Here is a 22,325-nt window from a genome sequence, read left to right on the forward strand (position 1 = left end):
ACGACCCCCGTGGGCCATTACAGGAGCAATCTCCGTGACCTGGAGTTCAATCTCTTCGAGGTGCTCGGGCTGAGGGAACTGCTGGGCAAGGCGCCGTTCGCGGACCTCGACGAGGACACCGCGCGCAGCCTGCTGGCCGAGGTGGACAGGCTGGCCACCGGCGTCCTCGCGGACTCCTTCTCCGAGGGAGACCGCGTCGCGCCGGTCTTCGACGCGAAGACCGGGGCGGTGACCATGGCAGGTGGGATCAAGAAGTCGTTCCACGCGTGGATGGACTCGGAGTTCTACCGCCTGTTCCTCGATCCCGGCTTCGGCGGCCAGTCCGCCCCGTCCAGCCTGGCCTGGGCGGTGGGGGAACTGGCCATGGCGGCCAATCCCAGCACCTACCTCATGGTGACCGGGCCGACGTTCGCCCAGATCCTGTGGCAGATCGGCACGCCGGAACAGAAGCGCTTCGCCGACCTGGCGCTGGAACGCCGATGGATGGCGACCATGGTCCTGACCGAGGCCGACGCCGGATCCGACGTGGGCGCGGGCCGGACCAGGGCCATCGAGCAGCGCGACGGCACCTGGCACATCCAAGGCGTCAAACGCTTCATCACCGGGGCCGATCACGACCTGTCGGAAAACATCTTCCATCTTGTGCTGGCCCGGCCTCTGGGAGCCGGACCGGGCAGCAGGGGGCTGTCGATGTTCCTCGTTCCCAAGTACCTGGTCGACCTCGAGACCGGCGAGCTGGGAGAACGCAACGGGGTCTACGTCACCAACCTCGAGAAGAAGATGGGTCTGACCTCCTCGACGACCTGCGAACTGACATTCGGCGCCAAGCACCCGGCCGTCGGCTACCTCGTCGGCGATGTGCACGAGGGCATCAAGCAGATGTTCATGGTCATCGAAGGTGCCCGAATGACGGTGGGCGTCAAGGCGGCGGGCACACTGTCGACCGGCTACCTCAGCGCACGCGACTTCGCCTCGGAACGCATCCAGGGCCCCGACCTCACTCGCATGGGCGACGCCACCGCGCCGCGGGTCGCGATCTTCCGGCACCCCGACGTGCGCCGCAGCCTGATGACTCAGAAGGCCTACGCCGAGGGTCTGCGCGCCCTGTACCTGCTGGCCGCGTCCTACCGCGACGCCGCTCGGGTCGCCGAGCAGTCCGGCGGGCGGGACGACACGGCGGAACGCCTCAACGAGCTGGTGCTCCCGCTGGTGAAGGGCTTCTCCTCCGAGCGCGCCTACGCCCTGCTGGGCGCCGAGTCGCTGCAGACCCTCGGTGGATCCGGCTTCCTCAAGGACTACCCGCTGGAACAGTACGTCCGCGACTCCAAGATCGACACGTTGTACGAGGGGACGACGGCGATCCAGGGCCTGGACCTGTTCTTCCGCAAAATCGTCCGAGACCAGGGCGGGACATGGCGGCAGCTGGCCGGCCTGATCAGAGACTTCACCGACAGCGGCGGCGCGGACGACCCCCTGCGCAACGAACGCCGACTGCTCGGCGGAGCGCTCAAGGACGTCTCGGCGATGGTCGACGTCATGACCGGCTGGACGTCCGCTGCCGCCGACGACCCGGAGGAGATCTACAAGGCCGGACTCAACACCACCCGCCTTCTGTACGCGCTCGGCGAACTCGTCATCGGCTGGCTTCTCTGCCGTCAGGCCGATATCGCCCTGACCAGGCTCGCCGGTGACGGCCTCACGTCGGCCGACCACGACTTCTACACAGGAAAGATCACAGCCGCCCGGTTCTTCGCCATCACCGTGCTACCGCACCTCACCGCCGAAAGGATCACCGTCGAGGCCACCACACTCGACCTGATGCGAACCCCCGACACGGCGTTCTGAGCGGGCTGCCCATCGCTCCAGGCGAAGGCGGGGATAATAAGTAAATATGTACTTAGTACACGTCCGGCAGTGCGCACGATCGTCGGAACGAGTCGCCATGGGGCGCTGGAGCAGCAGGGACATCCCAGACCAGAGCGGGCGCACGTTCGTCGTCACCGGTACGAACAGCGGCCTGGGGTGCGAGACTGCCCGCGCGCTCGCCCGTCACGGTGCCCGGGTCGGGTGACCAGCACGGCCAGGATCAGCCCGGCGGTGTCGACCACGGTGCTGCGTTTGCGGCCGGCGATCTTCTTGGCGGCGTCGATGCCCTGGTCGGCGGCCGGGACGTTGGTGGAGGTCTTGATGCTGGGCGTCGATCACGCAGGCGGAAGGCTCGGTGTCACGGCCCTCCTGGACGCGGACCAGGCGGTGCAGCAGACCTGAGAGTTGGCGGGCGAACGCCGGCGCCGCCGCCGGACTTGCCGTGCGCGTACCGCCCCGCGCCATTGCACCGACGAAGGAGCGATGATCGCCGCCGTTGGTGAATTGCTCGTCGAAGTCGGAACCCAGCCCGGCCCGCAGTTCCCCCTTGGTGGTCCGCGAGACCCTGGTCAGGGGGACGGGTGCGGTCACTGCGGTCCTGGTCCGGAACCTGCCATTCGCGCGAATCGAAGCAGCCGTGAACCGCCGTGTCTCAAGCCTCCCGCAGCGCCCAGGGAAGGGCGATCACCCGTTCGTCAACTTCGATGAGCAAACCCGAGCGCAGAGCGTGCTCAACGCGTGGGCCCAACGCCCGCCTGCGGACGAGAGAGAGCCTGAACTGTCCCGCACGTTGCAGGTGCCGAGCGGGCGCAAGAAAGTTCTACGAGCAGGTCGCCGAACGCTTCCTGTGGCTGACCGAGCGAGGCAGCCGCCCCGCGGCCAAGCTGGCCACGGCCAACAACGTGCCGGTCACCACCGTGCACCAATGGGTCAAAGAGGCGCGCCGCCGTGGCGTTCTGCCGCCGGTACGCCGCGACCCACCCCCCAGGCGGAAGAGGAGTAGATGGCAGGAGACCCGATCAAGACGATCATGCTGAAAACCGGCCGGAAGCGGTACCGCTTCGTGGTCGACATCGGCCCGGACCCGAAGACGGGCAAGCGCAGGCAGAAGACCTTCACGTTCGACCTGAAGAAGGACGCGGAGAAGGAACTCAACAAGATCCGCCACCAGACCGGCGAGGGTACGTACGTCGCGCCGTCCAAGGTCACGGTCAACCAGGTCATTGACTCGTACCTGAAGGGTGCCACGCGTGGGAAGCGCCGCAACACCAAGGCCAACTACGGGCACGCGTTCCGCTGCGTGCGCGAGCAGCTCGGCGCCCGCCCCGCCCAGAGCGTGAGCAAGGACGACATCGAGGACCTGGTGGACTACATGCTCACCGAGGGCCGCAAGCGCGGCGGGAAGCCCGGGACGGGCTTGTCGGGCCGGTTGGTGAACCTCACCCTCGGCCGCCTGCGCGCGGCGTTCGAGCTGCCCGTACGTGAGGGCAAGCTCGTGCGGAACGTCGTGGCGCTGGTCGAGAACGTCAGCTACCAGCAGGCCGAGCGGGAGACGTGGACCAAGGCCGAGGTGCACACCTTCCTCCGTGCGATCGCTGGGATCCGGCTGGAGGTCGCCTGGCGCCTGTCGCTGTACGGTCTGCGCCGGGGCGAGGTGCTCGGCCTGCGGTGGGAGGACGTCGACCTGAAGGCGCGGACGCTGAAGGTTGAGCAGACACGCGTGATGTGCGAGTCCAAGGTCATCATCGAGCCGCCGAAGTCGCGGAACGGCTTGCGGGAACTGCCGCTCGACGACGCGCTGGCCGAGGCGCTGGAGCGCCTGCGTAAGGCACAGCTGGCCGAGAGCGAGGAAGCTGGCCAGGCGTACCGGGACGGCGTGGCCGCCCTGGAGTGGTACGAGGGTGGCCAGTACCTCGTGACGGACGAGTTGGGGATGCCGGTTCACCCGGAGTGGTACTCCGATGAGTTTGGCCGGCTGCTGAAGCGGGCGGGCCTGAAGCGGATCGCGCTTCACGACTCGCGGCACACGACGCTGAGCCTCATGGAGAAGGCGGGCGTGCCCATCTCCGTGATCTCCAAATGGGCGGGGCACTTCGACTCGGCGTTCACGCAGAAGACCTACGTCCACGCGAACGATGAGGACCTGAAGACCGGCGCCGAGGCGCTGGGCCAGATTTACAAGATCAGCTAGGCGTGTGAGAGATTGTGAGACGAACGAACGGCCTTAGGACGCGAAAAGGGCCCCGTCTCACAAGTGAGAACTAGGGCCCTGACCTGCGTTAACTCTGTCGGGACGGCGGGATTTGAACCCACGACCCCTTGACCCCCAGTCAAGTGCGCTGCCAAACTGCGCTACGTCCCGGTGCCCGGTTGAGCGGGCGTGATTACTGTAGCGCAGTCTGGGCGTGGGTGCGTACTCGGTTGCGGTGGGGCCGATCTGGTAGGCATGGCCGGGTGATCTCGTTGGTGGGGCGTGCGGGGCTGGTCGTCGCCGGGGTGCTGGTGTTGGGTGGTTGTGGTGCGGATGGGAAGACTCCGGCGGCGCGGCCGGTGAGCACGGCGGCGGAGCGGCCCTCGGTGGCTCGGAAGAAGCCGCATGTCACGGTGCCGGCGGGGGTGCGGGCCGGGTACGTGGTCTACGACCGGGAGAGCGGGAAGGTTCTGCTGCACGAGGGGGCGCGGCGGACGTTCCGGTCGGCGTCGGTGGTGAAGATCCTTATTGCGCTGGACTATCTGCGGGGGAAGACCGAGGTGCCCGCGGGGGACCTGGCGATGTTGCGGCCGATGCTCAGGTCGAGTGACGACGGGGCGGCGACGCGGTTCTGGGCCCGGGGCGGCAAGGGCGCGATCATCGAGCGGTCCGCGAGGGTGATCGGGTTGCGCGACACGCGGCCGCCGCCGGCGGACAAGCCGGGGTTCTGGGGGTACACGGCGCTGAGCGCCATGGACGTGGCCAGGACGTACCGGTTCCTGTTGGAGAAGGCGCCCGCGGCGCATCGGGAGCTGATCATGGGGGAGTTGCGGAAGGCGACCCCGTGCGGGCTCGACAAGTACGACCAGTACTTCGGGATACCGCGGGCGCTGCCGCGGCCGTGGGCGGTCAAGCAGGGGTGGTCGGGGTTCGGGGACGTGCCCGCGGTGCCGTGCAAGGCGGGGCTGGTCAGGCCCGCGGCGGCGCCGGATCTGGGGCTGGGGCGGCCCGTTCTGCACACGACGGGGGTCGTGGGCCACCGGATCGTGGTGGTGCTGACGCTGCATCCGGCCGGTTCGTCGTTCCAGGTGGCGGCCCAGCGGGTCACGACGCTGACCAAGCAGGTCTATCGGGCGGCGGATTCGTAAAGCGGCGGCGCCAACACGGTCAGTGAGCGGCAAAATACGCGCTCAGGGACGAAGGTTATGAATAGGGCTCCTCATAGCCTTATGTACGGTTCTTCTCTCGTAACGCCGTATCGCGTCGAACGGGGGCTTCGGGGTGGGAGAAGCGGAGAGTACGCCGCTCATACCGGAGTTGGCGGATCTACGGGGCGCCGCGCGGGGCCGGGCGGTCATCGCCGAGGCTCGGGTGGTGCTCGCCGCCAGACTGGGGGTCCAGCCGGGTGAGGCGCTGCAGCAGCTGATCTGGCTGGCGCGCGACCTGGACCTGGAAATGGAGGAGGCCGCGGCCCTGGTCATCGGGGCCCGCAGGGAGGGGGGCGAGGGCGAGCCCCTGCCGCCGCCGACGGTGATGCCGCTGGTGGAGGCGGGACGGGCCGCGGAGGCGGATCTGGCCGCTGACGAGGGGCGGCTGGCAGAGGTGGAGGACGATCCGGCGGCGCGGGCGGTGCTGGACGCGTCCATCGACGCGGCCGTGCACCTGGTGCCGGTGCGCGGGGTCGAGGGCACGGTGCTGGACTTCCTGTACGCGGGGGCCAACGAGTTCACCAAGGACCTGTTCGGCCGCGGGGTCGCGGAGCTCATGGGCAAGCGGTTGCTTCGCATGGATCCGGGGTCGGCCCTGCTGGGGCTGTTCACCTCGTACGTGGAGACGCTGGAGACGGGGAAGGTGTTCAAGCGGGGCCCGTTCGAGTTCTCGACGGCCCAGGAGGGCGTGACGCGCACGTCGCGGATGTCGGTGCACTGCGTCCAGGTCCCGACGGGCATCTGCGTGAGCTGGCGCTACCACGACGACGAGGAGCGGATGCGGCGCAGGCTGGAGCGGGTGGGGCGGCTGGCGCTGATGGGGTTCGGGGAGTGGGATCTGGCGACCGACGAGCTGGAGTGGTCGGAGCAGATGGCCCACAACTTCGGGCTGGATCCGGTGCATACGGCGCCCATGCTGGACGAGCTGACCAAGCTGGTGGTGGACGAGGACCGCCCGCTGGTCGAGGAGCGGGTCCAGACGATGCTGAGCCGCCGCGCCCCGGTGGAGATGGAGCATCGGGTGATGACGCCGGACGGCGAGTACCGGCATCTGTGGATCTTCGCCGAGCCGGTGCTGGACAGGGCGGGCCGTCCGGTGTCGGTCAACATCGTGTCGCAGGACATCACCCGGCGGCGGGGGATCGAGCGGGCGCTGGCGGAGACGCGGCGGGAGATGCTGCGGCAGCAGGCGCGGACCGCGCAGGAGCGGCGGGTGGCGGTGACGCTGCGGCGGGCGATCCTGCCCGATTCGGACGAGGTGATGCCGCTGCCGGGGTTGCGGGTCGCGATCCGGAGCCTGGCGGCGGAGAGCGCGGCGCGGATCGGCGGGGACTGGTTCGCGACCCGTCCGCTGCCGGACGGCCGGTCGCTGTTCGCGATCGGTGACGCGGCGGGGCACGGGCTTCCGGCGGCGGCGGCGATGGCGCGGACCCGCAACGGGCTGATGGGCCTGGCCTACACGAATCAGCCGCCGGGGCGGCTGATGGGCTGGCTGAACGAGATGGTGGGCCAGATGGAGCCGGAGCCGGCGGCGACGGGGACGGCGCTGATCGCCCGGTACGATCCGCGCGCCCGGGAGATGCAGTGGAGCTGTGCGGGGCATCTCCCGCCGATCCTGGTGCGGGACGGGCGGGCCTGGCAGCTGGAGGTGGATCCGGGGCCGATGCTGGGGGCGGTGCCGTCCCTGGGGTATCCGACGGTCACGACGCGGGTGGAGCCCGGTGATCTGGTGTTCCTGTACACCGACGGGCTGGTGGAGCGGCGGGACGTGGATCTGGACGAGCAGATCGCCCGGCTGATGGAGATCCTCCGGGACCGGTCGAGCAGCCCGGAGCCGGTGCTGGACCGGGTGCTGGCGCGGATGGGGCATGACCGGGCGGCCGACGACACGACGCTGTTCGCGGTCCGGATCGAGTGATTCTTTCTAACAACCGTTTGATAGGCTGCGCGCGTGCAGCGCAACGAGACGCCCGCGGACCGGGCCTTCCGGGCCGAGGTCCGCGCGTGGCTGGAGACCCACCTGTCGGGCGACTACGCGCACGCCCGCGGGCTGGGCGGCCCCGGCCGCGAGCACGAGGCGTTCGAGACCCGGCTGGCCTGGGAGCGGCACATGGCCGCCGCCGGCTGGACCTGCGTGGGCTGGCCGAAGGAGCACGGGGGGCGCGGCGCGAGCCTCCGCCAGCAGGTGATCTTCAACGAGGAGTACGCGCTGGCCGGAGCCCCCGCCCGGGTGGGCCACATCGGTGAGAACCTGCTCGGCCCGACCGTGATCGCCTTCGGCACGGACGAGCAGCGCGAGCGCTTCCTGCCGCCGATCGTGGCCGTGCGGGAGCTGTGGTGCCAGGGCTACTCCGAGCCGGGCGCCGGGTCCGACCTGGCCGGCGTGCAGACCCGCGCGGAGCGGGACGGGGACGGCTGGCGGATCACCGGCCAGAAGGTCTGGACGTCGCTGGCCCTGGAGTCCGACTGGTGCTTCGTGCTGTGCCGCACCGAGCCCGGTTCCGAGCGCCACCGCGGCCTGTCGTACCTGCTGGTCCCGATGCGGCAGGACGGCGTGGAGATCCGCCCGATCGTGCAGCCGACCGGGACCTCGGAGTTCAACGAGGTGTTCTTCGACGGCGCCCGCACCGACGCGTCCTGCGTCGTCGGCGAGCCCGGGGACGGCTGGCGGATCGCGATGGCCACGCTGGGCTTCGAGCGCGGCGTCGCCACCCTGGGCCAGCAGGTCGGGTTCCGCCGCGAGCTGGAGGGCGTGATCGAGCTGGCTCGCCGCACGGGCGCCGCCGCCGACCCGCTGCTGCGCGACCGGCTGGTCAGGGCCTGGATGGGCCTGGAGATCATGCGGCTGAACGCGACCCGCACCATGGCGGGGGTGGCCGCGGGCGCGCCCGGCCCCGAGTCGTCGATCTCCAAGCTGGTCTGGGGCACCTGGCACCGCGAGCTGGGGGAGCTCGCCATGGACGTGCTGGGCGCCGCCGGGCTGGTCGCGCAGGGCGAGCCCTACGACCTGGACGACTGGCAGCGGCTGTTCCTGTTCTCCCGCGCCGACACGATCTACGCGGGTTCCAACGAGATCCAGCGCAACATCATCGCCGAGCGGGTGCTCGGCCTCCCCAGGGAGACACGCCCATGACGATGCCCCCCGCCCCGCACGACCTGCTTCGCGACCGGGTCGTGGTGATCACCGCCGCGGCCGGGGCCGGGATCGGCGGCGCGACCGCGCGGCGGTGCCTGGAGGAGGGCGCCCGCGTGGTGGTGTCCGACGCGCACGAGCGGCGGCTGGAGAGCACCCGCGCCGAGCTGGCCAAGGAGTTCGGCGAGGACAGGGTCGCGGCGCTGCCCTGCGACGTCACCTCGGAGGAACAGGTCCGGGCGCTGTACGCGCTGGCCGTGGAGCGCCACGGCCGGATCGACGTCGCCGTCAACAACGCGGGCCTGGGCGGCACCGCCGAGCTGGCCGACATGACCGACGGCGAGTGGGGCAAGGTCCTGGACGTCACCCTCAACGGCACGATGCGCTGCACCCGCGCCGTGCTCCAGATCATGCGCGGCCAGCACTCCGGCGGCGTCATCGTCAACAACGCCTCTGTGGTCGGCTGGCGGGCGCAGAAGGGCCAGTCGCACTACGCCGCCGCCAAGGCCGGGGTCATGGCCCTCACCCGCTGCGCCGCGCTGGAGGCCGCCGAGCACGGGGTGCGGATCAACGCGGTGTCGCCGTCGCTGGCCATGCACCCGCATCTGGTCAAGGTGACCTCGCAGGAGCTGCTGGAGGAGCTGACGGCACGGGAGGCGTTCGGGCGCTACGCCGAGCCCTGGGAGGTCGCGAACGTCATAGTCTTCCTGGCCAGCGACTACTCGTCGTACATGACGGGCGAGGTCGTGTCCGTCTCGAGCCAGCATCCCTAGAGCGTCCGAAGGAAACCAGCCACATGAGTCCACGCCGGCGTGACACCGAGGGCACCGCCGCCGCGCGCGCGGAGCGGCGGGCCGAACTGCTCGCCACGGCGGCGGAGGTGTTCGCCTCCCAGGGGTACGCCGCGACCACGATCCGGAAGGTGGCCGACGCCGCCGGGATCCTGGGCGGCAGCCTCTACTACCACTTCGACTCCAAGGAGTCGATGGCCGACGAGATCCTGTCCACGTTCCTGGACGAGATGTGGGCCGCCTACGACCGCGTCCTGCAGGCCGGTCTGGGCGCGCGGGAGACGATGGAGGCCATCGTCGTGGAGTCGTTCCGCTGCATCGACCGGCACCGCCCGGCCGTGGTGATCTACCAGAACGAGTCCAAGCACCTGGCGGCCGGCGAGCGCTTCGCCTACCTGCTCGACTCGCACCGCCGCTTCGAGTCGATGTGGACGGCCCTGCTCGAACGCGGGGTCGCCGAGGGCGCCTTCCGCGCCGACCTCGACCGGGGCCTGATCTACCGGTTCGTCCGGGACACGGTGTGGGTGGCCGCCGGCTGGTACAGGACGGGCGGGCGGCTGTCCGCCGACGACATCGCCAAGCAGTACCTCGCCATGGTCCTGGAGGGCATCCAGGTGACCGAGGCGACCTAGCAGTTCACCCCCCCCTGCGAAGGAGACCCCCATGCCCGAGGCGTTCATTGTCGAGGCGGTCCGCGCGCCGGTAGGGCGCCGCGGCGGCTCCCTGGCCGCGGTGCATCCCGCGGATCTGGGCGCGCACGTGCTGACGGCGCTCATGGACCGCTCGCAGGCCGACCCGGCCGCGGTCGAGGACGTGCTCTTCGGCTGCGTCGACACGGTCGGCCCGCAGGCGGGCGACATCGCCCGCACCTGCTGGCTGGCCGCGGGCCTGCCGGAGGAGGTCCCGGGCGTGACCGTGGACCGGCAGTGCGGCTCGTCCCAGCAGGCGGTGCACTTCGCCGCGCAGGCGGTGCTGTCGGGCACCTCCGACCTGGTGGTGGCGGGCGGCGTGCAGAACATGTCGCAGGTCCCGATCGGGTACGCGATGACCGCCGCCGAGCCGCTGGGCTTCACCGACGGGCCGTTCGCCGGGTCGGCGGGCTGGACGCGGCGGTACGGCGACCGGGAGGTGTCGCAGTATGCCGGCGCGGAGATGATCGCCCGCGACTGGGACATCTCGCGGGAGGAGATGGAGGAGTTCGCCTACGACTCGCACCGGAAGGCGATCCGCGCCATCGACGAGGGCCGGTTCGTCCGCGAGATCGCCCCGTACGGGGACGCGGCCGCCGACGAGGGGCCGCGCCGCGACACCACCCTGGAGAAGATGGCGGGCCTCAGGACCCTGGTCGAGGGCGGCCGGCTGACCGCCGCGCTGTCCTCGCAGATCTCCGACGGCTCCGCGGCGCTGCTGATCGCCTCCGAGCGGGCTGTCCGCGACCACGGGTTCACGCCGCGGGCCCGGATCCACCACTTGTCCGCGCGCGGCGAGGACCCGATCCGGATGCTGACGGCGCCGATCCCGGCGACCGCGCACGCGCTGAAGAAGACCGGGATGACGATCGGCGACATCGACGCCGTCGAGATCAACGAGGCGTTCGCGTCGGTCGTGCTGGCCTGGCTGAAGGAGACCGGCGCCGACCCCGGCCGGACCAACCCCAACGGCGGCGCGATCGCGCTGGGCCACCCGCTGGGCGCGACCGGCGCCCGGCTGATGACCACGCTGCTGCACGAGCTGGAGCGGACCGGCGGCCGGTACGGCCTCCAGACGATGTGCGAGGGCGGCGGCCAGGCCAACGTCACGATCATCGAACGGCTCTGACCGCGCCATGGCACCCGATGTGCTGGCGCCGGCCCGGCTGGGCCCGGTCCGGCTGCGCAACCGCGTGATCAAGGCCGCGACGTTCGAGGGCGCGACCCCCGACGCGCTGGTCACCGACGAGCTGATCGAGTACCACCGCAGGCCCGCCGCGGGCGGGGTGGGCATGACGACGGTGGCCTACTGCGCGGTGGCGCCCGAGGGGCGGACCGAGCGGCGGCAGATCTGGATGCGGCCCGAGGCGGTGCCGGGCCTGCGGCGGCTCACCGACGCGGTGCACGCCGAGGGCGCCGCCGTGTGCGCCCAGATCGGGCACGCCGGGCCGGTGGCCGACGCGAGCTCAAACCGGCTGCCCGCGCTGTCGGCGGGGCGCTTCTTCAACCCGCTCGGCATGCGCTTCACCCGTCCCGCGACCGCCGCCGACATCGAGCGGGTGACGCGGGCGCACGCCACCGCGGCCCGGCTGGCGGTCGAGTCCGGCTTCGACGCGGTCGAGATCCACTTCGGGCACAACTACCTGGCCAGCTCGTTCCTCAGCCCGCGGCTCAACGGGCGCGACGACGAGTACGGCGGGAGCCTGGCCGGCCGCGCCAGGGTCGCCCGGGGCATCGCCCGCGCCGTCCGCGACGAGGTCGGCGACGAGATCGCGATCACCGCCAAGCTCAACATGCGCGACGGCGTGCGGGGCGGGCTGGAGGTGGACGACAGCGTGCAGGTCGCGCGCTGGCTCCAGGAGGACGGGTCGGTCGACGCCCTGGAGCTGACCGCCGGAAGCTCGCTGCTCAACCCGATGTACCTGTTCCGCGGGGACGCGCCGATCCCGGAGTTCGCGGCCAACTTCCGGCAGCCGCTGCGGCTGGGCGTCCGGCTGTCGGGCAAGCGGTTCCTGCGCGCCTACCCGTACCGGGACGCCTTCCTGCTGGAGCACGCCAGGCGTTTCCGTGACGCGCTCGACCTGCCGCTGATCCTGCTGGGCGGCATCACCGGCCGGGAGACGATGGACCTGGCCATGGAGGAGGGGTTCGCGTTCGTGGCGATGGCGCGGGCGCTGCTGCGCGAGCCGGACCTGGTCGCGCGGATCGCGGCGGACGCGTCCACGCCGTCGCTGTGCATCCACTGCAACCGCTGCATGCCCACGATCTACACCGGGACCCACTGCCCGCTCGTCCCGTGACGCGCCCCTATAGTCATATGAAATATATGACAAGGGGTGAGGATGGGAGCACTGCTGGAAGGGCTGCGGGTCGTCGAGATCTCCAGCTTCGTCGCCGCCCCGCTGGGCGGCATGACGCTGGCCCAGCTCGGCGCCGACGTCGTCCGGGTCGACCCGCTCGGCGGCGCCGCCGACATCGGGCGCTGGCCGCTCGCCCCGTCGGGCACCAGCCTGATGTGGACCGGGATGAACAAGGGCAAGCGGTCGGTCACCGTCGACTTCCGCGGCCAGGAGGGCCGCGAGGTCGTCACCCGGCTGGCGTCCCGGGCGGGGATCGTGCTGACCAACGCGGTCGGGCGCCGCTGGCTGTCGTACGAGGCGCTCGCGCGGACCCGGCCCGACCTGATCCACGTGCAGATCGAGGGGCATCCCGACGGGAGCGCCGCCGTCGACTACACCGTCAACGCCGAGATCGGGTTCCCGCTGGTCACCGGCCCGTCCGAGCACGCGGCGCCGGTGAACCACGTGCTCCCCGCCTGGGACGTGGCCTGCGGGCTCTACGCCGCCACCGGGATCCTGGCCGCCGAGCGCCGCCGCTCCCGCACCGGCGAGGGCGCTCGGATCAGGCTGCCCCTGTACGACGTCGCCCTCGCCATGGCGGGCAACCTGGGCCTGCTCGCCGAGGCCCAGCTCGGCCAGGAGCGCCCCCGGATCGGCAACCACCTCTTCGGCGGCCTCGGCCGGGACTTCGCGCTCGCCGACGGCGCCCGGGTGATGGTGGTCGCCCTCACCGCGCGGCACTTCACCGACCTCTGCGAGACCACCGGCCTCACCGCGACCGTCACCGAGCTGGAGCGCCTGCTCAAGGCCGACTTCTCCACCGACGGCGACCGCTACACCCACCGCGAGACGCTCGCCGCGCTCCTGGCGCCCTGGTTCGAGGCGCGCACGCTCGCCCAGGTGACGCAGGCCCTGGAGGGCTCCTCGGTGCTGTGGGCGCCCTACCGCCGCTTCTCCGAGATCGATCTGGAGGGCAACCCGATGATGGGGCGGATCGAGCAGCCCGGCGTCGGTGAGATCTTCGCGCCGGCCTCCCCGCTCGACACCGCCGCCCCCGCGCCGCGCGAACCCGTGCCGGCTCCGCGCCTGGGCGAGCACACCGACGAGATCGTGGGCGAACTCGGCCTCGACCCGGCCGCGCTCCGCGAGAAGGGGGCGGTGGCGTGATCGACGTCGAGGGCTGGGCGCCGGAGCCGTACGAGACGACCGAGACGATCGAGCCGGGCCCCGCGCTCGCGCTGGCCGGGGTCCTGGACACCGCCCCTCCGGAACGCGACCTGCCCCCGCTGTGGCAGTGGCTCCACTTCCTGGACCGTCCCGCGCAGAGGGACCTCGGGCCCGACGGCCATCCGCTCGCCGGGCGCTTCCTGCCGCCCATCCCCGAACGCCGGCGCATGTTCGCCGGGGGCCGCTTCACCGTCCGCCGTCCGCTGCGCATCGGCTCCACCGTCACGCGCCGGTCGGAGCTGGCGTCCACGGCGCTCAAGCAGGGCCGCAGCGGCGAGATGCTCTTCGTGACCGTCCGCCACACCTTCGCCGAGCAGGGTGAGGAGCTCGCGGTCGAGGAGCAGGACCTGGTCTACCGCAGCGGGGACCCCGCGAACCGGCCCGCCCCGCCCTCGTTCGAGGAACCCGAGGCCGACGCCCCCTGGACGCTGCGGATGACGGCCGATCCGACGCTGCTCTTCCGGTTCAGCGCGCTCACCTACAACGCACACCGCATCCACTACGACGAGGCGTACGCGACGCAGGTCGAAGGGCACCCGGGCCTGGTCGTGCACGGGCCGCTGCTGGCGATCCTCTGCCTGGAGCTGCCCCGGCGCGCGGGACGGGAGGTGCGGGAGCTGTCGTTCCGGGCCCGCAGCCCCGTGTACGCGGGCCAGCCGTTCGCCGCCACCGGCTCGCCCGGCGACGGCGGAGGCGAGGGCGGAGGGGAACTGGCGATCACCGCCCCGGGCGGCGTCACCGCCATGTCCGCGACCTTCGCGTGAACACCCTGCGCCCGCTCTTCCTATATTTTGTTGGTCACATCACACAGGGAGCGCGCGGGAGACGATGACGGTGGCCCTTCCAGGTGACCAGGCGCCCGGCAGGCGCCGCCAGCTCAGCGACGAGGTGGCCGCCTACGTCCGCGATCTGATCATGGCCGGGCAGGTCAGGCACGGCGAGTTCCTGCGCCTGGAGCGGATCGCCGAGGACCTGGGCGTCAGCGTCACCCCGGTCCGCGAGGCGCTGCTGTCGCTGCGCGGCGAGGGCTTCGTCCAGCTGGAGCCGCGGCGCGGGTTCATGCCGGCCCCGCTCACCCGCCAGGACGTCCAGGACCTCTTCGAGGCCCAGGCGTACTTCGCGGGGGAGCTGGCGGCCCGCGCCGCGGGCACCATCGGCGAGGAGGAGCTGGCCGTCCTCGACCGCACCCAGGAGGAGCTGGAGCGGGCCTCCAAGACCCGCGACTCCGAGGGCATCGAGCGCGCGAACCACCACTTCCACCGGGTGGTCAACCTGTCGGCGCACTCGCCCAAGACCGCCTGGCTGCTCCAGCTGGTGGTGCGGTACGCGCCGCGCCGGTTCTACTCCAGCATCCAGGGGTGGAGCCAGGCGTCGGTCGACGACCACCAGCTGGTGCTCGCGGCGCTGCGGGCGGGCGACGCGGAGGCCGCCCGGCAGGCGATGCGCACCCACATCCGGCACGCGGGCACATTGCTGGTCGTGCACCTGGAGGGCCAGGGCTTCTGGGACGAGGGAACCGGCGGGGGCCGCCGCGAGGGCTGAGGGCCCTTGCCCCAGGGTCGCCTTCCGTTGCCCCGAGCCGGGGCCATATCGTATAAAAAATTCTGGCCCGCGACGGGGAGGAGCAGCGTGATCCGTACCGCCGACCACGACGCCGAGCAGGGGACGATCCGCGTGCTCACGCTCGACCGTCCCGAGGCGCGCAACGCGATCGACCTGCCCACCCGCGAGCGGCTGCTGACCGAGCTGACCGCCGCGGCCGCGGACGCCGCCGTGCGGGCCATCGTGCTCACCGGCGCGGGCGGTGTCTTCTCGGCCGGCGGCGATCTCCGCGACACCGAGGGCGTCGACGCCGAGGGCGCGCGGGCCCGGCTGCTGCCGCTGCACCGCGCCGTCCGGCTCATCGCGACCTGCCCCACCCCCGTGGTGGCGGCGGTGGAGGGCGCGGCCGCGGGGGCGGGGGTGTCCCTGGCGGCCGTCTGCGATCACGTGGTCGCGGCCGAGGACGCCCGGTTCGTCGCCGCGTTCGGCCGGGTCGGGCTGATCCCCGACGGCGGGCTGCTGTGGACGCTGCCACAGCGCGTCGGCCTCGGCCGGGCCAAGGAGATGCTGGTGTTCGGGCGGACCGTCCCGGCGTCGCGCGCGTACGAGATCGGGCTCGCCGACTCCCTCGCCTCGCCCGGCAAGGCCCTGGACGCCGCGCTGGAGCGGGCCGCCGAGGCCGCGGCGCTGGCGCCGCTGAGCATCGCCGCGACCAAGCGGGTGCTGTCGCGCGCCGACCACAGCCTCAAGCGCATGCTGGAGGCCGAGCGCGAGGAGCAGGCGGCGCTGTTCGGCTCGGCGGACTTCGCCGAGGGCCGGGCCGCGTTCGCCGAGCGCCGCCGCCCCCGATTCCAGGGCCGATGACCACGGCCCAGAGAACAACGACCACTGCGTGACATGACCATGGCGAGCCAGGGAGGGCGATCGATCGTGAGCGGCGGAAGGCTGCAGCAGACGTACGGGCTGAGCGACGAGCAGCGGGAGATCCTGGCGACGGTGCGGGCGTTCGTCGACAAGGAGATCCTGCCCGTCGCCACGGAACTGGAGCACGCCGACGCCTACCCGCAGCGGATCGTGGACGGCATGGCGGAGCTGGGCCTGTTCGGGTTGATGATCGGCGAGGAGCACGGCGGGCTCGGCGAGTCGCTGCTGACCTACGCGCTGGTGGTGGAGGAGCTGTCGCGCGGCTGGATGAGCGTGTCGGGGATCGTCAACACCCACTTCATCGTGGCCTGGATGATCACCCAGCACGGTACGCCCGAGCAGAAGGCGCACTACCTGCCGAAGATGGCGGCGGGCGAGATCCGCGGCGCGTTCTCGATGTCGGAGCCGCACTGCGGGTCGGACGTGTCGGCGATCCGCACCCGGGCGGTGCCGGAGGGCGACTCCTACGTGATCACCGGGCAGAAGATGTGGCTGACCAACGGCGGCACGTCCCACCTGGTCGCGACGCTGGTGCGGACCGACCCGGACGGCGGGCACAAGGGGATGACCACCTTCCTGGTCGACAAGACACCGGGCTTCGGTGAGGTCGCGCCGGGCCTGACGATCCCCGGCAAGATCGAGAAGATGGGGTACAAGGGCGTCGACACGACCGAGATGGTGTTCGACGGCCACCGGGTCCCGGCCGGGCAGATCCTGGGCGGCACGCCGGGCCGCGGTTTCTACCACATGATGGACGGCGTCGAGGTGGGCCGGGTGAACGTGGCCGCGCGCGGCTGCGGGGTGGCGCGGCGCGCCTACGAGCTGGCCCTGGACTACTCCCGGCAGCGCGAGACGTTCGGCAAGCCGATCTCCGAGCACCAGGCGGTCATGTTCCGGCTGGCGGAGATGGCGACCAAGGTGGAGGCCGCGCACCAGATGATGGTGATGGCCGCGCGCCGCAAGGACTCGGGCGAGCGCAACGACCTCGAGGCCGGGATGGCCAAGTACCTGGCCAGCGAGTACTGCAAGGAGGTCGTGGAGGACTCCTTCCGGATCCACGGCGGCTACGCCTACTCCAAGGAGTACGAGATCGAGCGGCTCTACCGGGAGGCGCCGATGCTGCTGATCGGCGAGGGCACCGCGGACATCCAGAAGATGATCATCGGCCGCCGGCTGCTGGAAGGCTGAGGGACCAGGTCGTGCTTCCCCTCGAAGGCATCACCGTCGTCGCGCTGGAGCAGGCGGTGGCGGCGCCGTTCGCCACCCGCCAGCTCGCCGACCTGGGCGCGCGCGTCATCAAGGTGGAGCGGGTGGACGGCGGCGACTTCGCCCGCGCCTACGACTCGAACGTGCGGGGCGGGCTGGGCACGCACTTCGCCTGGCTCAACCGGTCCAAGGAGTCGATCGCCCTCGACCTCAAGAGCGCGGAGGGCCGCGAGGTGCTGGCGCGGCTCATCGAGGGCGCCGACGTCTTCCTGCAGAACCTCGCCCCCGGCGCGGCGGCGCGGATGGGCCTGTCGGCGGGCGAGCTGCGCGCCGGGCGTCCCCGGCTGATCGTGGTCGACATGTCCGGGTACGGCTCGCGCGGCCCGTACCGCGACAAGCGCGCCTACGACATGCTCGTGCAGGCCGAGGCGGGCCTGATCTCGGTCACCGGCACCCCCGAGACGCCGGTCAAGGCGGGTTCGCCGCTGGCCGACATCGCCGCCGGCATGTACGCCTTCTCCGGCACGCTGGCCGCGCTGGTGCGGCGCGGCACGACGGGGGAGGGGGCGGCGATCGAGGTGTCGATGTTCGACGCGGTCGCCGAGTGGATGGGCCAGGCGCTCTACACCACGATGTACACCGGGGAGCCGCCGCGGCGGACCACGCTGGGGCATCCGGTGATCACGCCGTACGACGCGTACCCGACGGCCGACGGCGCGGACGTGGTCATCGGCGTGCAGAACGACCGCGGCTGGGCGGCGCTGGCGACCGGCGTGCTGGACCGTCCCGACCTGGTGACCGACCCGGACTACGCGACCAACCAGGCCCGGGTCCGCAACCGCGGGAAGGTGGACGCGCTGGTCGCCGAGACCACCTCGCGGATGCCGCGCGAGGAGCTGCTGCGCCGCCTGGACGAGGCGGGGGTGCCCAGCGCCACGCTGAACGACGGCCACGGACTGGTCGCGCATCCGCAGCTGGCCGAGCGCGACCGCTGGCGGGAGGTGGGGTCGCCGGTCGGGGACCTGCGGGCGATCCTGCCGCCGATCACGTTCGGGGACGCCGAGGCGCGGATGGGCCCGATCCCCGAGCTGGGGGAGCACACCGGGGCGCTGCTGGCCGAGCTGGGCTACGACGAGGCGGCGATCGCGCGGCTGCGGGAGCGGGGCGCGGCCGGCTGAGACGGCGGGGTGAGACGCGGGGCTGAGACGGGGGCTGGACGGTGGCCCAGATCACGTTGCAAGTGACCACTTACAGGTGTCACGGTGGGCGTGCCGGTTCGCCTTCCGTGACGCCTTCCCGAGAGTGAGGTCACATGACCGCCGGAGCAGCCGATCGTCTCGACCTCCCAGGCGGGCGACCGCTGCCCGCCGACGAGAGCGCGGGAGCCGCCGGCGACACCCCGTACGTCGTCCGCAACGCGCTGCACTGGTTCGCGCTCAGCGCCGCGTCGGCCAACGTCGTCATGCAGCTGTCGCGGCTCCCGGTCGGCCGGGGCGTCGCCGAGAGCAAGGTCGAGAGCGGCCGCATCGACAAGCACCCGATCAAGCGGGGGCGCACCACGCTCAGCTACGTCGCCGTCGCCTGGCACGGCACCGACGAGGAGCGGGAGTGGATGCGCAAGGAGGTCAACCGGTCGCACCGGTTCGTCCGCTCCGACGCCTCCAGCCCCGTCAAGTACAACGCCTTCGACCGCGAGCTGCAGCTGTGGGTCGCCGCCTGCCTGTACAAGGGCACCGAGGACGTCCTCCAGGCGCTGTACGGGCCGCTCGGTGACAAGGCGCTGGACGACCTCTACACGCACGCCGCCCGCTTCGGCACCACCCTGCAGGTGCCCGCGGACCTGTGGCCCGCCGACCGGGAGGCGTTCGCCGAGTACTGGAAGGAGGAGCTCGGCAAGCTGGAGATGGACCGGGTGACCCGCGCCTACCTGCAGGCGCTGACCGACCTGTCGTTCCTGCCCGCCCCGGCGCGGTGGACGCTCGGCCGGTTCAGCCGCTTCGTCACCCTGGGCTTCCTGCCGCCCGAGTTCCGGGAGGAACTGGGCCTGCCGTGGAGCGAGCGCGACCAGGCGCGGTTCGCGCACTTCACGCGCCGGGCGGCCCGGATCAACCGGGTCATGCCGCGGCGGATGCGGGCCTTCCCGTGGAACCTGTACCTGCGCGACGCGCGCCGCCGCCTCGACACGGGCCGCCCCTTCGTCTGACGGCCCGGGGTTATCGTGGCGGCATGACCAGCGAGATCCACTCCGCCTCCGCCGCCGGACGCCGCCGCGACGAGTTGCGCGACTTCCTGCGCAACCGCCGCGGCCGGCTGAGCCCCGCCGACGTCGGCATGCCCTCCGCGGGCCGCCGCCGCACGCCCGGCCTGCGGCGCGAGGAGGTCGCGGTGCTCGCCGGCGTGGGGGTGTCCTGGTACACGTGGCTGGAGCAGGGCCGCGACATCAAGGTCTCCGGGAGCGTCCTGGACGCCGTCGCCCGCGCCCTGCACCTGGACGGGGCCGAGCGCGAGCACCTCTACCTGCTGGCCGGGCTCAACCCGCCGCGCGCCGAGGCCGAGCCCGCCGTCCCCGTCACGCCCGAACTGCAGCGCGTGCTGGACGCCTGGGCGCCGCGTCCCGGCTACGTCCGCGACCGGCGCTGGAACTTCATCGCGATCAACGCCGCGGCCCGCGCGGTGTTCGGGTACGGCGACACCGACCACAACTGCCTGGTGACGTTCTTCACCAGCGCCCGCTACCGCGCCCTGCACACGCAGTGGGAGCAGGCGGCGCCCGGCGTGGTCGCCCGGTTCCGCGCCGACGTGGCCCGCTACCCCGACGACGAGGGGTTCACCGACCTGATCGAGGGCATGCTGGTCGCCAGCCCCGAGTTCGCCGCGCTGTGGGCGCGGCACGACGTGTCGTCCGGCGGCCAGGCGATCAAGGCGGTGCGGCACCCGGACGTGGGCGAGCTGGTCTTCGAGTCGACGGTGCTGCCGCTGCCCGACCGTCCCGGGCACCACCTCGTCCTGCACAACCCCAAGCCGGGCGGCGACACCGAGTCCAGGCTGGAGCGGCTCATGAGCGGACCCCGCCTGGCCGAGACCGGATGATCCCGAGGGTGGTGGTGGCAGACCCACGATAAGCCGACTCTGTCGGACGCCGCCGGGGCCGTCCAGGATCGTGGGCATGACGGACGAGACCACGAAGAACGGCCCCATCCCCACCCGCGCGTTCGCCGGTGCCCCGGTCGGCGCGGTGGGCCTGGGCCTGATGGGCATGAGCTGGGCCTACAGCTCCTCCGAACGCGACGACGACGCCTCGGTCGCGCTGATCCGCGAGGCCCTCGACCTGGGCGTCACGTTCCTGGACACCGCCCAGCAGTACGGCCAGGGCCACAACGAGAGCCTGCTCGGCCGGGCGCTGGCCGGAGGGTTCCGGGACCGGGCCTTCGTCGCCACCAAGACCGGCCTGGTCGCCGCCCCGGGCCGTCCGAACGGGATGGGCCGCGACGGCACGCCCGAGCACGTCAAGGGCTCCGCCGAGGAGAGCCTGCGGCGCCTGGGCACCGACACCGCCGACCTGTACTACCTGCACCGCGTCGACCCGGAGGTCCCGCTGGCCGAGACCTGGGGCGCCATGGCCGAGCTGGTGGCCGAGGGCAAGGTCCGCCACCTGGGGCTGTCGGAGGTCACGGCGGCGCAGGCGGAGGAGGCGCACGCGATCCACCCCGTGGCCGCGATCCAGTCCGAGCTGTCGCTGTGGACGCGGGACCCGATGGGCGTCCCCGGCGGCACGGCGGGCGCGTTCTCCGGCGACCCCGACTTCGGCGAGGCGGGCGAGGGGCCCGGCGACGTGGTCGGTTGGTGCGCGGCCAACGGCGCGGCGTTCGTGCCGTTCTCTCCGCTGGGCCGCGGCTTCCTCACCGGCACCGTGACCGGCGCCGACTTCGAGGACGACGACTTCCGCGGCGGCAACCCGCGCTTCCAGGACGAGGCGCTGAAGGCCAACCTCGCGATCGTGGACGTCGTCCGGGAGGTGGCCGGCCGGCACGGCGCCACCCCCGCCCAGGTCGCGATCGCGTGGACCCTGGCGCAGGGCGACCACGTCATCCCCATCCCCGGCACCAAGAAGCGCCGCTACCTGCGCGACAACGCCGGGGCCGCCTCCCTGGAGCTGACCGCGGCCGACCTGGCCGAGCTGGACGGCCTCCCCGCCCCCGTGGGGAGCCGCTACTGATGCGCGCGATCACGATCCCCGAGTTCGGCGGGGCCGAGGTGCTGCGCCTGGACGAGCGGCCCGTCCCCGAGCCGGGCCCCGGCCAGGTCTCCATCGACGTCGAGTACGCCGGGGCCAACTTCGCCGAGATCCTCTACCGGCAGGGCATCGCGGACGTGCCGCTGCCGTTCGTGCCCGGCATCGAGGTCTCCGGGCGGGTCCGCGCCCTCGGCGCCGACGTGGACGGGCTGAGCCCCGGGCAGCCGGTCGCGGCGCTGACGGTCGTCGACAGCGGCGGGTACGCCGAGGTCGTGGTCACCTCGGCGGACCTCGTGGCCCCGATCGACGGGTTCGGCCTGTCGCCGGAGGTGGCCGCGGCGGTCCCGTCCAACAGCACGACGGCGTTCTTCGCGCTGGACCGGGTGGCGCGGATCGAGCCGGGCGAGAGCGTGCTCGTGCACGCCGCCGCCGGGGGCCTGGGCAGCCAGCTGGGCCAGGCGGCCCGCCTGCTGGGGGCCGGGCAGGTCGTCGGGACGGTCGGCGGCGCGGCCAAGACGGCGGTCGCGCGGGGCTTCGGCTACGACGAGGTGGTGCTGCGCGACGAGCTGCCCTCCCGGGTCGCCGGGCTGACCGGCGGGAAGGGCTTCGACATCGTGGTCGACATGGTCGGCGGGCCCGCGCGCCGGGCGAGCCTGGACGCCCTGGCCCCGCTCGGGCGCATGATCGTCCTGGGCAACGCCTCGGCGGCCGCGGACGTGCCGCTCTCGCCCAACGAGCTGTGGCTGTCGACCAAGACCGTCGCCGGGTTCAACCTGGGCGCCTTCACGGCCGTCCGCCCGGACGAGATCGGACGGGCGCTGCGGCGGGCGGTTGCCGCGGCGGCGTTCGGCGACCTGCACGTCAACGTGGAGGAACTGCCCCTGGAGTCGGCCGCCGAGGCGCACCGCCGGATCGAGTCGGGCGGCACGACGGGCAAGCTCGTGCTCAAGGTGTGACAGCGCTTGACCCTCACAT

General features: G+C 72.1%; 19 protein-coding genes, 1 tRNA gene and 1 pseudogene. 19 read left to right on the forward strand and 2 right to left on the reverse strand.

All coding sequences use genetic code 11. The features are described 5' to 3' along the window. Nucleotides 1–9 precede the first annotated feature (9 nt). Nucleotides 10–1,845, forward strand: coding sequence for an acyl-CoA dehydrogenase (locus ACZ466_RS41680; protein WP_378286728.1), 1,836 nt, complete (start codon nt 10–12; stop codon nt 1,843–1,845). Between the two features lie 212 nt (nt 1,846–2,057). On the opposite strand, the pseudogene ACZ466_RS41685 reads toward ACZ466_RS41680, so the two are convergent. Continuing rightward, nucleotides 2,058–2,274 (reverse strand): annotated as a pseudogene (locus tag ACZ466_RS41685) (transposase); the annotation flags it as partial. Nucleotides 2,275–2,869: 595 nt separating this feature from the next. Between ACZ466_RS41685 and ACZ466_RS41690 the strand changes: the two are divergent. Further along, a complete protein-coding gene (locus tag ACZ466_RS41690) occupies nt 2,870–4,057 on the forward strand; it encodes a tyrosine-type recombinase/integrase (RefSeq protein WP_378286730.1) in 1,188 nt (395 codons plus the stop codon). 97 nt (nt 4,058–4,154) lie between these two features. Here the strand turns inward: ACZ466_RS41690 and ACZ466_RS41695 are convergent. Beyond that, a tRNA-Pro gene (locus ACZ466_RS41695) sits at nt 4,155–4,228 on the reverse strand. A gap of 215 nt (nt 4,229–4,443) precedes the next feature. Here ACZ466_RS41695 and ACZ466_RS41700 point away from each other — a divergent pair. The 17 genes from ACZ466_RS41700 to ACZ466_RS41780 all read left to right on the forward strand — a co-directional run bounded on the left by ACZ466_RS41700 (nt 4,444) and on the right by ACZ466_RS41780 (nt 22,306). After that, the gene (locus ACZ466_RS41700) at nt 4,444–5,205 is read left to right on the forward strand and encodes a serine hydrolase (protein WP_378286732.1); all 762 of its coding nucleotides are present in this window, start codon (nt 4,444–4,446) and stop codon (nt 5,203–5,205) included. 169 nt (nt 5,206–5,374) lie between these two features. Then, entirely contained in the window at nt 5,375–7,183 is a 1,809-nt protein-coding gene (locus ACZ466_RS41705; protein WP_378286734.1) for a PP2C family protein-serine/threonine phosphatase, read from the forward strand. A 33-nt stretch (nt 7,184–7,216) separates the two neighbouring features. Continuing rightward, nucleotides 7,217–8,398 carry an acyl-CoA dehydrogenase family protein gene (locus ACZ466_RS41710; RefSeq protein ID WP_378286736.1) on the forward strand — a complete coding sequence of 394 codons (1,182 nt, stop codon included), beginning with the start codon at nt 7,217–7,219 and terminating at the stop codon, nt 8,396–8,398. Beyond that, nucleotides 8,395–9,171, forward strand: a complete 777-nt coding sequence (locus tag ACZ466_RS41715; protein WP_378286738.1) for an SDR family oxidoreductase — start codon at nt 8,395–8,397, stop codon at nt 9,169–9,171. Before ACZ466_RS41710 ends, ACZ466_RS41715 begins: the two co-directional genes overlap by 4 nt. Before the next feature lie 23 nt (nt 9,172–9,194). Beyond that, entirely contained in the window at nt 9,195–9,821 is a 627-nt protein-coding gene (locus ACZ466_RS41720) for a TetR/AcrR family transcriptional regulator (RefSeq protein ID WP_378286740.1), read from the forward strand. Nucleotides 9,822–9,852: 31 nt separating this feature from the next. Beyond that, nucleotides 9,853–11,007 carry an acetyl-CoA C-acetyltransferase gene (locus tag ACZ466_RS41725; protein WP_378286742.1) on the forward strand — a complete coding sequence of 385 codons (1,155 nt, stop codon included), beginning with the start codon at nt 9,853–9,855 and terminating at the stop codon, nt 11,005–11,007. 7 nt (nt 11,008–11,014) lie between these two features. Next, a complete protein-coding gene (locus ACZ466_RS41730) occupies nt 11,015–12,178 on the forward strand; it encodes an NADH:flavin oxidoreductase (protein WP_378286744.1) in 1,164 nt (387 codons plus the stop codon). Nucleotides 12,179–12,220: 42 nt separating this feature from the next. Further along, nucleotides 12,221–13,384, forward strand: a complete 1,164-nt coding sequence (locus tag ACZ466_RS41735; RefSeq protein WP_378286746.1) for a CoA transferase — start codon at nt 12,221–12,223, stop codon at nt 13,382–13,384. Beyond that, nucleotides 13,381–14,208: an HTD2 family dehydratase gene (locus ACZ466_RS41740; protein WP_378286748.1), complete on the forward strand. Its 828-nt coding sequence runs from the start codon at nt 13,381–13,383 to the stop codon at nt 14,206–14,208. The genes ACZ466_RS41735 and ACZ466_RS41740 overlap by 4 nt, the downstream gene beginning before the upstream one ends. A gap of 64 nt (nt 14,209–14,272) precedes the next feature. After that, the gene (locus ACZ466_RS41745; protein ID WP_378286750.1) at nt 14,273–14,986 is read left to right on the forward strand and encodes a GntR family transcriptional regulator; all 714 of its coding nucleotides are present in this window, start codon (nt 14,273–14,275) and stop codon (nt 14,984–14,986) included. A gap of 87 nt (nt 14,987–15,073) precedes the next feature. Then, nucleotides 15,074–15,850: an enoyl-CoA hydratase/isomerase family protein gene (locus ACZ466_RS41750; RefSeq protein ID WP_378286752.1), complete on the forward strand. Its 777-nt coding sequence runs from the start codon at nt 15,074–15,076 to the stop codon at nt 15,848–15,850. A gap of 66 nt (nt 15,851–15,916) precedes the next feature. Then, nucleotides 15,917–17,098, forward strand: a complete 1,182-nt coding sequence (locus tag ACZ466_RS41755; protein WP_378286754.1) for an acyl-CoA dehydrogenase family protein — start codon at nt 15,917–15,919, stop codon at nt 17,096–17,098. Nucleotides 17,099–17,109: 11 nt separating this feature from the next. Next, complete coding sequence (locus tag ACZ466_RS41760) at nt 17,110–18,294, forward strand: CaiB/BaiF CoA transferase family protein (RefSeq protein ID WP_378286755.1); 1,185 nt, start codon at nt 17,110–17,112, stop codon at nt 18,292–18,294. 134 nt (nt 18,295–18,428) lie between these two features. Further along, on the forward strand, nt 18,429–19,319 hold the full coding sequence (locus tag ACZ466_RS41765; RefSeq protein ID WP_378286757.1) for an oxygenase MpaB family protein: 891 nt from the start codon (nt 18,429–18,431) through the stop codon (nt 19,317–19,319). Between the two features lie 23 nt (nt 19,320–19,342). Further along, entirely contained in the window at nt 19,343–20,206 is an 864-nt protein-coding gene (locus ACZ466_RS41770) for a helix-turn-helix transcriptional regulator (RefSeq protein ID WP_378286759.1), read from the forward strand. Between the two features lie 106 nt (nt 20,207–20,312). Then, nucleotides 20,313–21,332 carry an aldo/keto reductase gene (locus ACZ466_RS41775; RefSeq protein WP_378286791.1) on the forward strand — a complete coding sequence of 340 codons (1,020 nt, stop codon included), beginning with the start codon at nt 20,313–20,315 and terminating at the stop codon, nt 21,330–21,332. Beyond that, nucleotides 21,332–22,306 carry a quinone oxidoreductase family protein gene (locus ACZ466_RS41780; protein ID WP_378286760.1) on the forward strand — a complete coding sequence of 325 codons (975 nt, stop codon included), beginning with the start codon at nt 21,332–21,334 and terminating at the stop codon, nt 22,304–22,306. Before ACZ466_RS41775 ends, ACZ466_RS41780 begins: the two co-directional genes overlap by 1 nt. Nucleotides 22,307–22,325 lie beyond the last annotated feature (19 nt).

The organism is Actinomadura rugatobispora (assembly GCF_055379765.1).